The following is an 11,518-nucleotide window of genomic DNA, read 5'->3' as shown; positions in this document are numbered from 1 at the left end:
ATGACCGGCAACATCAAGCAGACCGCCGACAACGCCGCGCAGACCGAGAAGATCGCCCGCCAGTCGGCCAAGGATGCCGAAATGAGCGGCGCCGCCGTGGCCAAGGCGGTCGAGGCCATGCAGGTGATCGCCTCGAAGATCTCGATCGTTCAGGAAATCGCCCGCCAGACCGACCTGCTCGCGCTCAATGCTGCGGTCGAGGCCGCGCGCGCCGGGGAACATGGCCGGGGCTTTGCCGTCGTCGCTGCCGAAGTGCGCAAGCTGGCCGAGCGCAGCCAGGTTGCCGCCACCGAAATCAGCACCTTGTCCACCGACACCGTCAAGGCCGCCACCGAGGCAGGCGAAATGCTCACCCGGCTGGTCCCCGACATCCGCCGCACCTCCGAACTCGTCTCGGAAATCAGCGTCGCCTGCCGCGAACAGGACATCGGCGCCGACCAGATCAACACCGCCATCCAGCAGCTCGACACCGTCACCCAGCAGAACGCCGGATCGTCCGAGGAAATCGCCGCCACCGCCGAGGAACTGTCCTCGCAATCCGAGGAACTGCAATCGAGCATCGCCTTCTTCCGCACCGGGCAGGACAGCCGGTCGACACGCGGCAGCGCTGCCCGGTCAGGAGCGGCACGCGGTGGCTTGACCCGCCAGACCGGCACTGTGCGGACCAAGCCCTCGGCATCGCGCCCCGCCCGGCCCGCAGCGCCCCGGCCCAACTCGATCGCCGACCAGAAAGAGCGCGTGAAAGGCTTCGCCCTCGAACTCGATCAGGGCGGCGCGGACGATGACGATCAGGAATTCGGACTGGTGGCATGAGCGACCTTGCCGAAATCCAGGCCGTGACCTTCGGGATCGGCGAGGAAGTCTTCGCCATTCCGGTGGCGATGGTGCGCGAAATCCTCGACTATCAGGAGCCGTTTCGCCTGCCCGGCACCCCCGACCACGTGCTCGGCCTGATCTCGGTGCGCGGCGAAGGTGTGCCGACCATCGACTTGCGCCGCCGCTTCGGTCTGCCCGCGCAAGCGCCCACCCCGTTGACCCGCATCCTGTTCCTTGAAGTGCAGCAACAGGGTTCCGGCCCACTTCTGCTGGGGCTGGTGATCGACCGCGCGCTGGTCGTCAGCACCTTTGCACGCGAGCGGCTGGAACCTGCCCCGCGCATCGGCATGCGCTGGAACAGCGACTACATCACCGGCGTCGTGCGCGAGGAAAACGGCTTTGTCGTGCTCGTCGACATCGCCCGCATCCTCACCACCGAGGACACCGCCATCCTCAGTGCCAACCACGATCTGGCCGCATGAGCACAAACCGCGACCTGCCCTGACCACGACATGCCCTGATCACGATCACGACCTGCCCTCACCGCCCTTGTCCGGCCCGACGGCCCACCACTGCGAGAACTCCGATGCGTGCAACGATCAAACTGAAACTGACCGTCACATTTTCGGTCCTGATTGCCCTGCTGCTGCTCACCGTCGGCATCGGCATCAACCGGGCTGCCTCGCTGAACCAGTCCAGCGACGACCTGCTCGCCGGGCCGGTGCGGCGGACGATGATCGCCCAGACGATTCAAGCCGACATCTCGCAGATGCTGGCCAGCCAGCAATCGATCGTGGTCAACACCGACCCCAGCACGTTCGGCCAGTTCAACGAGCAGATCAACACTTCCATGCAGGATATGGAAAGCCAGATGAACGATGGCATCGCTCTGGCTTCGGAAGACGGCAAGCCGTTGTGGCTCGAACTCAAGACCCGGTGGGCCGACCTCAAGCCGACGTTCCTGCAGATCCGCGACCTTGGCATCCAGAACACCCCGGCGAGCAATGCCGAGGCTGCGAAGATTGCAACCCAAGTCCAGTACGCCAAGATGCAGGCGATCACGGCGGTCACCGGCAAGCTCGTCGCATTGCAGCAGCGCTATCTCAACGAAGGCAAACTGGCTGCGGCAGCGACTTATGAGCAGGCCCGCATGGTGCTGATCGGGACCGCGATCATCGCGCTGGTGCTTGGCCTTGGCGGTACGATCTGGGTCATCCGCACCATTTCCACCGGCCTGAACCGCGCCGGTACGGCCCTGCGCGCGGTCGCTCTGGGCAACCTTGACCAGCAAGTCGCAGCAACCGGCAACGACGAGATTGCCGACCTGATCGGCGACCTCGACCAGATGACCGCATCGTTGCGGCAGTCGGCAGCGGTGGCTGAAAGCATTGCGCAGGGCGATCTGACGGTCACGCACCAGCCTCTGTCGCAGGACGACCGGCTGGGCATTGCGCTGGTCAACATGATCGACCGCCTGCGCAGCGTGATCGAGGATGTGACGGCATCGACCCAGAACGTGTCGACCGGGGCCAGCCAGATGGCGTCGGGGGCCGAGACGCTGGCGCAAGGTGCGTCCGAACAGGCTTCGGCATCGGAACAGGCTTCGAGCGCGATCGAGGAGATGACCGGCAACATCAAGCAGACCGCCGACAACGCCGCGCAGACCGAGAAGATCGCCCGCCAGTCGGCCAAGGATGCCGAAATGAGCGGCGCCGCCGTGGCCAAGGCGGTCGAGGCCATGCAGGTGATCGCCTCGAAGATCTCGATCGTTCAGGAAATCGCCCGCCAGACCGACCTGCTCGCGCTCAATGCTGCGGTCGAGGCCGCGCGCGCCGGGGAACATGGCCGGGGCTTTGCCGTCGTCGCTGCCGAAGTGCGCAAGCTGGCCGAGCGCAGCCAGGTTGCCGCCACCGAAATCAGCACCTTGTCCACCGACACCGTCAAGGCCGCCACCGAGGCAGGCGAAATGCTCACCCGGCTGGTCCCCGACATCCGCCGCACCTCCGAACTCGTCTCGGAAATCAGCGTCGCCTGCCGCGAACAGGACATCGGCGCCGACCAGATCAACACCGCCATCCAGCAGCTCGACACCGTCACCCAGCAGAACGCCGGATCGTCCGAGGAAATCGCCGCCACCGCCGAGGAACTGTCCTCGCAATCCGAGGAACTGCAATCGAGCATCGCCTTCTTCCGCACCGGGCAGGACAGCCGGTCGACACGCGGCAGCGCTGCCCGGTCAGGAGCGGCACGCGGTGGCTTGACCCGCCAGACCGGCACTGTGCGGACCAAGCCCTCGGCATCGCGCCCCGCCCGGCCCGCAGCGCCCCGGCCCAACTCGATCGCCGACCAGAAAGAGCGCGTGAAAGGCTTCGCCCTCGAACTCGATCAGGGCGGCGCGGACGATGACGATCAGGAATTCGGACTGGTGGCATGAGCGACCTTGCCGAAATCCAGGCCGTGACCTTCGGGATCGGCGAGGAAGTCTTCGCCATTCCGGTGGCGATGGTGCGCGAAATCCTCGACTATCAGGAGCCGTTTCGCCTGCCCGGCACCCCCGACCACGTGCTCGGCCTGATCTCGGTGCGCGGCGAAGGTGTGCCGACCATCGACTTGCGCCGCCGCTTCGGTCTGCCCGCGCAAGCGCCCACCCCGTTGACCCGCATCCTGTTCCTTGAAGTGCAGCAACAGGGTTCCGGCCCACTTCTGCTGGGGCTGGTGATCGACCGCGCGCTGGTCGTCAGCACCTTTGCACGCGAGCGGCTGGAACCTGCCCCGCGCATCGGCATGCGCTGGAACAGCGACTACATCACCGGCGTCGTGCGCGAGGAAAACGGCTTTGTCGTGCTCGTCGACATCGCCCGCATCCTCACCACCGAGGACACCGCCATCCTCAGTGCCAACCACGATCTGGCCGCATGAGCAGGCACCCTGGCGCATCACCGGCCCGCGCGCCCGCCGCCATCCAGATCCCCGCCATTCAAGCGGGCCTGAAGCAGTCCGCGAATCCCGCCAGCACGCTCAATCCGCGCCAGTTCCGCAAGATTGCCAACATCATCGAAGCGCAAACCGGCATCAAGATGCCCGACAGCAAGCTGCACCTGATCGAAGGCAGGCTGTGGCGGCGGATGCGCGACGGGGGCTTTGCATCGCTCAACGACTATTGCGAGCATATTGCCTCGGGCCTTGCCGACGCCGACACGATGACCGACTTCATCAACGCGGTCACCACCAACAAGACCGATTTCTTCCGCGAGCCCGCCCATTTCGACTATCTGAGCGAGGAAATCCTGCCCGCGTTCCATGCCGGAGGGCACAGTCGCATGCGCTGTTGGAGCGCGGCGGCATCGACCGGCATGGAGGCCTATACGCTGGCCATGGTGCTCGATGATTTTCGCGAACGCCGCGGTGATTTCGATTATCGGATACTGGCGACGGATATAGATACCGACGTGCTCGAACAGGCCCGCAAGGGGGTCTATCCCGCTGCCAGCCTCGACCCGGTCCCGCAGGGCTTGCGCCGGCGCTATGTGCGCATGGCCAACAACCCCGCCCGCAAAGAGGGGCGCATCGTCCCCGAACTGCGCAGCAGGATCAGCTTCGCGCGGCTCAACCTGATGGACGACGCTTATCCCGTGGGCGATCCGATGGACGTCATCTTTGCCCGCAACGTGTTGATCTATTTCGACAAGCTGACGCAGGCCAAAGTGATCACACGGTTGTGCGACCGGCTTCATGTCGGCGGACACCTCATCCTGGGCCATTCGGAATCGATCGCCGGTCTTGATCTGCCCTTGAAAACCGTCGCCCACACCGTGTTCAGGAAATTGTGATGTTTGGAGGTAGCCAGCGCAAGATCCGGGTGCTTGTGGTCGATGACTCGGCCAGCGTACGCCACGTGATGACCACGATCCTGTCCGAAGATCCCGAGATCGAGGTGATCGCGGCCGCCAGCGATCCGATCGTGGCCGCGCGCTATATCCGCGACGAGGTGCCCGACGTCATCACGCTCGATGTCGAAATGCCGCGGATGGATGGCATCACCTTCCTGCGCCGCCTGATGTCACAGTGTCCGCTGCCGGTGGTGATGTGTTCATCGCTGACCGAGGAGGGCTCCGAGACCCTGCTACAGGCGCTTGAGGCGGGGGCGGTGGACGTGATCCTGAAGCCGAGGGCTGGCGTGGCCGACTTTCTGGCCGAGCAGAACCAGCGCATCCGCGATGTTGTCAAAGGGGCTGCCCGCGCGCGGGTGCGCAAGCGCTCGGGACAAGCGCCGCAGGCTCCGACCGCCAAGCTCAGCGCCGATGTCATGCTTCCGGCACCGGGGGCCCGCGCAATGAGCCGCACGACCGAGATGGTGGTGTGCATCGGTGCATCGACCGGAGGGACCGAGGCCCTGCGCGAAGTGCTACAGGCCCTGCCGGCCAATTCGCCGGGCATCGTGATCGTCCAGCACATGCCCGAATCCTTCACGCGCTCGTTCGCTCAGCGGCTCGACGGCTTGTGCGAGGTGGGGGTCAAGGAGGCCGCCGACGGCGACAGCGTGCTGCGCGGCCATGTCCTGATCGCGCCGGGCGGGCGCCACACTATGCTGGTCCGGCAGGGCGCGCGCTATACCGTTTCGGTGCGCGATGGACCGCTGGTGTCACGCCATCGGCCGTCGGTCGATGTGCTGTTTCGGTCAGCCGCACGCGTCGCGGGCAGCAATGCGGTAGGCGTGATCCTTACCGGCATGGGCGACGATGGCGCGCAAGGCCTGCTGGAAATGCGGCAAGCGGGAGCCCGCACGCTGGCGCAGGACGAAGCGACTTCGGTGGTGTTCGGCATGCCGAAGGAAGCACTTGCACGCGGCGCGGCCGAACGGGCGATACCGCTGGGCTCGGTCGCGCGCGAAATGCTGCTGGCCTCGGTTCGCTAGGAGGTCGGGTCGATGCGCCATGAAGTCTTTCCCGATGCGTCTGGCGCAACGCCCTGGCCCGGCGAGATAGAACCAGGCGCCGCAACCCCATCTGGCAGCGATCTTGGCCTCGGGGAGGTGGTGGCGACGCTGGACGATCGCTTCATTCCGGCCGGGATGACGCTGGGACGGCTGGTCGAGACGATCGCCAGCGTGCTGCGCGGGCTCGACGTGATGGAGGGCGCTTTCGGCGAGGAGACCGGAGGCAAGGCCGCCAAGCGGCTGCTGACCGCAGGCGAGCAGATGCGCGCCGCTCCACAGCGGCAGGCCGAACGCACCGCGCGGATCGAAGCGCTGCACACGGTCATCGCCAGACTTAGCGGATTGAGCGAGGAGGTGGCGCGGGTACTGACCGTGCTCGAGTTCTATACCGTCAACCTCAAGATCGCCGCCGCCGGTGAGCACGATTTCGTCGAATTCGCGCAGGACATGCGTGCCAAGCTGGTCGATGGCGGTCGGCAGGTCGAGGATTTCCAGCGTCAGGTCAGGGTGCTGCAAAGCAGTTTGCGCGACATGAAGGGCGTCGACGATGTGCTGGCCCACGAATGCGCGCGGGTGATCCCGGCGGTGCCCGATACGCTGGTGGCCGAGGTCGGAAGGCTGCAGGCCCGCCAACAGCATATGAGCACCGTTTCGGTCAGGACGCGCGGGCTCGCCCTGTCGCTGCAATCCAGGATCGGTGAGGCGCTGGGGGCGCTGCAGGTCGGCGACATCGCCCGCCAGCGCATCGAGCACGTGATCGAGGGGCTGGCCATGTTGGAGGCCGAACTCGCTTCGGCGCCCCCCGGCGAAGGCACGGTGGCAAGCGATGCCGCTGCGGCGCAAGGCCGGTTTCTTGCGCTGCTGACCGCTCTGCTTGAGGATGCCGGACAAGAATTTGCGCATGAAACCGGCAGGTTGCTTGACGCTTTGACTGCGCTTGGCCCCGATTGCGATGCATTGCTGGGCAAGAACGCGAACGAGCAGGCAATTTCCGCAGGCGGCGCATTCCTGCACACGATGGGCGACTGCATCGCCGATGCCCGCAAGATGAGCCACCAGTTGCAGGTTGCGGACACCAAGGCCGGGGCCATTTCGGAAGTGGTACTTGGCGTGGTCAACGCCTTGCGCGAACGGGTCAAGGTGGTCGAGGATCTGCGCGTCGAAGTCGATTACATGGCGATCAACGTCAATATCCGCGCCCGCCGCGAAGCCAGCATCGGCAGGCCGGTCGCCGTCATCGCCGATGCGATCCGCACGGCATCGCAAGACCTTGCCGCGCTTACCGAAATGGTCAACACGGCGGCCGAGGAACTCGGCTCGATCAGCGAGACGCTTGAAAGCAATCGGATTCACGCGGGCGGTTCGAATGCCGAAGCCGACCTTACCGCCGCGCTCGAAGCCATCGACACGTGCGCGGGTCTGGCCGATCAGGCGATGCAGGATGTCGACCAGCAATCGGGCGAGATCGTCGGGCTGTTGCGCGAAACCACCGGCGACTTGTCGGTCAGCACCACGCTGTCCCGCAAGCTGGCCAGCGCGGCGGCGCAACTGGGGCAGCAAGCGGCCCATCATTCCGCAAGCGCGCTGTCGGGCAGCGATGGCGTGCTGCAACGGCTGCTGGAAAGGCTGGGGGTGCGCTACAGCATGGCCAGCGAGCGGATCATCCACAACCGACACCTGCTGCCCGGCATGACCGCGCTTGGTGGCGCGGACATTGCCAGCCCGGTTGCAGAGCAAAGCGACGACGACCTGTTCGACTCCGCCCTGTTCTGAAACGGTCCGCAACCGGGTTGGCGGATGCCTCATGTGACCGGCGCGGGCGCGATGACGCCTGTCCATGCGAAAAAACCGATCGATTCCACGATTTTCGAAGCAATTTGCCTCCGTAACGGTGAAAACCGCCCGCTAAGCCACATTGCCCGGCTGGACGCGCGCATTTTGCCAAGCTAGGTCACACGTCCAATTCTAGGAGGATCTGTTCCCATGAATACTGCCGAACTCGCCGACGCCGTCGCTAGCACCCAGGGTCTGACCAAGGCCGACGCCAAGAAGCTGGTCGACGCCGTGTTTGCCGCGATTGCCGAAGCTGCTGCCAAGGGTGAGGAAATCTCGCTCAACGCATTCGGCAAGTTCAAGGTCAAGGACACCCCGGCGCGCGAAGGCCGCAACCCTTCGACCGGCGCGACGATCCAGATCGCCGCTTCGCGCAAGCTGACTTTCGCTCCCGCCAAGGCGGTGAAGGACAAGCTCAACGGCTGATCCGGTCCGACGACGGGATCACAGCTTGTGAACACCCGGACTGACGGTTGATATTGACGCGGTATCGGGGCCGGTCTGCGGACTTGCCCCGATACCGCGTTTGCGTTTCTGGAGCACGCAAACTTGGACCTTGATGACCAGATACGCCGCTATTTCGGCACATCTTCGCCCGAAGCGCTCAGCCCGCCGATGCTGGAAATCGGGATGGAACGGCTGGCGGTCGACTTTGGGCTCGAAACTGACCGCGGCCGCCGCTTTGCGATGTGGGCGGTGATGCACATCCTGGGCAATGCGCCCGAGCTTGACGTGGCATTCAAGAACCCGGCCGATCGCGATGCCGCACGCAATTTCATGGACATGGTCGCCCGCAGCGAGGGCTGAACGCTTTTCGATGCAGCAGACCGTTGCTTTAGGGTCGATGCCGCCAGCGCCAGACCAGCGCGGGTAGCAGCAGCAGCGTCAACACCAGCGATGAAGCCAGCCCGCCGAGGATGACGATGGCCATCGGTCCCTGAATCTCGCGCCCGGCCTCGCCATTGGCCAGCGCGAGCGGCAGCAGGGCAAAAGCGGTGACCAGCGCGGTCAGCACGATCGGGGTCACGCGCTCGCGCACCGCGCGCAGCAGCGTGTCGAACGACCATGGCAGGCCTTCTTCTGCGACAAGGTGATCGGCGTGGGCGACGAGCAGGATCGCGTTGCGCGCCGAAATGCCGAACAGCGTGATGAACCCGACCAGCGCGCCCAGCGAAACGACCCCGCCGGTGAGCGCCACCGCCGCCACGCCGCCCGCCATCGCCAGCGGCATGCCCGCCAGGATCAGCAGCGCCGGGCGCAAACCACCGAACGCCAGCACCAGCAGGCCGACCATCGCGATCGCGGTCAGCGCGACGTGGCCCTCCAACTGGCGCGTGGCGGCGGCCTGCCCCTCGGCCGCGCCTGCCCACGACAGGTAGACGCCGGACGGCAGCGCCACGTCGCGCGCGATGGCGGACTGCGCATCGGCGACGAAGTTCGAAACGCTGCGTCCGGTAACATTGGCGGTGACTACCTGTCGGCGCTGGCCACCTTCGTGCGCGATGACCGAGCGCGCGCTTCCGGGCACGATCGTGGCGACATCGGCCAGCCGGACCGCGCTGCCGGTTGCACCCGCCGCGCTGGCACGCACCAGCACATCGCCCAGCGCTTCAGGATCGCGGCGCAAGGTGGGCGGCACGGTCACGACCACATCGATGGCGCGGTCGGCCAGCCCGACCTGACCCGCAGGCAAGCCGGCGAACGTCGCGCGCACCGCCTCACCTGCATCGGCGGCGCTGACACCGTGCAACGCCATGCGCGCCGGATCGGGCGTGACCCCCAGCATCGGCGTGGCAGGCGTCGTCGCCACTTGCACATCGGCTGCGCCAGACACCCTGCCGATGACCATTGCGACTTGCCCGGCCACACGATCAAGCTGATCAAGATCCGTGCCGTGAATGCCGACAGATACCGCCGCGGTTTCGCCCGAAAGCGATTCACTGATGCGGTCGCCCAGAAATGTCGTCACTTCGCTGCGAATGGCAGGCGTCGTGTCGAGCACGTGACGGATCGCGTCGAGTGCGGCATCCTCACCAGCGGCGTTCACACGCCTGAGCCGGACGTGAAACTCCCCCTGACTGGGCGGCCAGGTGTCTTCACCCGCTTCGGCGCGGCCCATCTGTTCTTCCACGCTCAGCACTTGCGGGATCGCCAGCAGCCGCCCCGACAGGCGCTGCCCCGCCGCGCGCATCCAGTCGAACGAGGCGCCTGCTGGCCCATTGATGCCGATCACGTAATGCTGTTCGCGCAAGGCTGGCAGCAGTTCGCTGCCGAACGCCATGGCGCCCAGTGCGGCGGCAAAGCCGATGGCCCCGACGGTACCAGCGACAAGACCCGGCATGGCGCTGAGCCGCTCCACCCAGCGCGCATGGCCGTTCTTGACATGCTCAAGGAAGCGCGGCTCGGCCGGTGGCTCCACCCCACCCAGCAACAGCAATGCCAGCGCGGGGGTCAGTGTCAGCGCAACCAGCAGCGACGCCAGTGTCGCCAGCACAAAGGCCACGCCCAACGGGGCAAAGAACGCGCCTTGCAATCCGGTCAACGCGATCACCGGCGCCATCGACAGCACCAGCACGAAGGTAGCGTAGACCACCGGTGCGCGCACCTCGACCGAAGCCGCCTCGATCACCGCGCGGCGCTGCGCGGGCTCGGTCACGCCGCGCAACCGGCGCACGATGTTCTCGATATCGACGATGGCATCATCGATCACCACGCCCAGCGCCACGGCAAGGCCGCCCAGCGTCATCGTGTTGATCGTCTGCCCCGCCAGATCGAGTACCAGCAGAGCCGCCACCAGCGACAGCGGGATCGACACGAAGGCGATCAGCACCACCCGGAGGCGGCGCAGGAACACCAGCAGGACCAGCGCGATCAGCGCGGCGCCGATCAGCAGGTCGGTGCCAAGACCGGCCAGCGCGGTCGCGATGAAGTTGGCCGGGCGGTGCAACGCGGGGTAGACCTGCACGCCCTGTCTGGCCAACACCGGGGTCAGTTCGGCCAGCGCAGCCTCGACGGCCTGCGTGGAATCGAGCGTGTTCGCGCCGTACTGACTGGAGATCGTCAGCAGCACGCCCGGCCGCCCCATCACCAGCGCATCGCCAAAGCGCGGCGCGGCGGCATCAACCACCTCGGCCACGTCGGCAACCTTGACCGCGCCACCACCCGCACCCGCCGCGACAACCAGTCCGGCAATGGCCTGTGCACCGTGCAAGCCAGCGCCCGGATCGATCAAGATGCGCTGGTCGGGGGTGTCGGCAAATCCGCCACCACTGACAGCCACCGCGCGCGACACGGCAGCAGCGACGTCTCCGGGCGTTAGCCCCCGCGCAAGCAGCGCCATCGGCCGCACGCGCACTTCGATGCGCCGCTGTTCGCCGCCGAACACATTGACCCGCGCCACTCCGGCCGCCGCCAGCAGACGCGGCCGGATCGTCCACAACGCCAGATCGCGCAATTGCATCGGCGTCAGCCGGTCGCTGACCAGCCCGACCTTGAGCAGGTCCATCGTCGAGGAGGTCAGCGGCGTGATGCGTGGGGCATCGACGCCTGCGGGCAGCACGCTGGCAGCATCGGCCAGTGCCTCGGCCACTTGCTGGCGCGCGCGATAGGGATCGCTGCCTTCGCGGAAGATGACGTCGATGGCAGAAAGCCCCTGCAACGATTGCGAGCGCACCGCAGCGACCCCGTTGGCGCCATTGATCGCCGCCTCAAGCGGGCGGGTGACGCGCTGTTCCACCTGCAACGGGGTGAACCCCGGCGCCTCCACTTGTACTTGCGCCTGCGGAGGAACGAAATCGGGAAACACGTCGAAAGCCGCACCGCGCAGCGCGATCGCGCCGAAGCCGAGCAGCAGCAGCGCGGCGCACACCACCATCACCGGATGGCGCAACGACTGCCGGACGATGCCGGTAAGCAGCGAGGTGGCCTGCATCG

Annotated in this window: 10 protein-coding genes; 9 read left to right on the top strand and 1 reads right to left on the bottom strand. The window is 66.2% G+C overall.

Going from position 1 to position 11,518, the window contains the following annotated elements; all coding sequences use genetic code 11:
• The 9 genes from LDN95_RS08765 to LDN95_RS08725 all read left to right on the top strand — a co-directional run.
• Nucleotides 1-813: methyl-accepting chemotaxis protein (locus LDN95_RS08765; protein ID WP_226017280.1), on the top strand; the 813-nt coding region annotated here is incomplete at its 5' end.
• Entirely contained in the window at nt 810-1,298 is a 489-nt protein-coding gene (locus tag LDN95_RS08760) for a chemotaxis protein CheW (RefSeq protein ID WP_226017278.1), read from the top strand. The genes LDN95_RS08765 and LDN95_RS08760, both read left to right, overlap by 4 nt.
• A 104-nt stretch (nt 1,299-1,402) precedes the next feature.
• Nucleotides 1,403-3,250 carry a methyl-accepting chemotaxis protein gene (locus tag LDN95_RS08755; protein WP_226017279.1) on the top strand — a complete coding sequence of 616 codons (1,848 nt, stop codon included), beginning with the start codon at nt 1,403-1,405 and terminating at the stop codon, nt 3,248-3,250.
• Entirely contained in the window at nt 3,247-3,735 is a 489-nt protein-coding gene (locus LDN95_RS08750) for a chemotaxis protein CheW (RefSeq protein WP_226017278.1), read from the top strand. The genes LDN95_RS08755 and LDN95_RS08750 overlap by 4 nt, the downstream gene beginning before the upstream one ends.
• Complete coding sequence (locus LDN95_RS08745; RefSeq protein WP_226017277.1) at nt 3,732-4,646, top strand: protein-glutamate O-methyltransferase CheR; 915 nt, start codon at nt 3,732-3,734, stop codon at nt 4,644-4,646. The genes LDN95_RS08750 and LDN95_RS08745 overlap by 4 nt, the downstream gene beginning before the upstream one ends.
• Nucleotides 4,646-5,731 carry a chemotaxis response regulator protein-glutamate methylesterase gene (locus LDN95_RS08740; RefSeq protein WP_226017276.1) on the top strand — a complete coding sequence of 362 codons (1,086 nt, stop codon included), beginning with the start codon at nt 4,646-4,648 and terminating at the stop codon, nt 5,729-5,731. Before LDN95_RS08745 ends, LDN95_RS08740 begins: the two co-directional genes overlap by 1 nt.
• A gap of 12 nt (nt 5,732-5,743) precedes the next feature.
• A complete protein-coding gene (locus LDN95_RS08735; RefSeq protein WP_226017275.1) occupies nt 5,744-7,525 on the top strand; it encodes a chemotaxis protein in 1,782 nt (593 codons plus the stop codon).
• Nucleotides 7,526-7,735: 210 nt separating this feature from the next.
• Nucleotides 7,736-8,011, top strand: a complete 276-nt coding sequence (locus LDN95_RS08730; protein ID WP_226017274.1) for an HU family DNA-binding protein — start codon at nt 7,736-7,738, stop codon at nt 8,009-8,011.
• 123 nt (nt 8,012-8,134) lie between these two features.
• Nucleotides 8,135-8,392 (top strand): hypothetical protein, encoded by a 258-nt coding sequence (locus LDN95_RS08725; RefSeq protein WP_226017273.1) that lies wholly within the window; start codon nt 8,135-8,137, stop codon nt 8,390-8,392.
• Between the two features lie 28 nt (nt 8,393-8,420).
• Here the strand turns inward: LDN95_RS08725 and LDN95_RS08720 are convergent, their stop codons facing one another.
• Nucleotides 8,421-11,516: an efflux RND transporter permease subunit gene (locus LDN95_RS08720; protein WP_226017272.1), complete on the bottom strand. Its 3,096-nt coding sequence runs from the start codon at nt 11,514-11,516 to the stop codon at nt 8,421-8,423.
• Nucleotides 11,517-11,518 lie beyond the last annotated feature (2 nt).

The sequence above is a fragment of the Novosphingobium sp. FKTRR1 genome, assembly GCF_020404405.1.
Classification (GTDB): domain Bacteria; phylum Pseudomonadota; class Alphaproteobacteria; order Sphingomonadales; family Sphingomonadaceae; genus Novosphingobium.
Note: the sequence above shows the minus strand (reverse complement) of the source record. Positions and strands in the feature narration are given on the sequence as shown.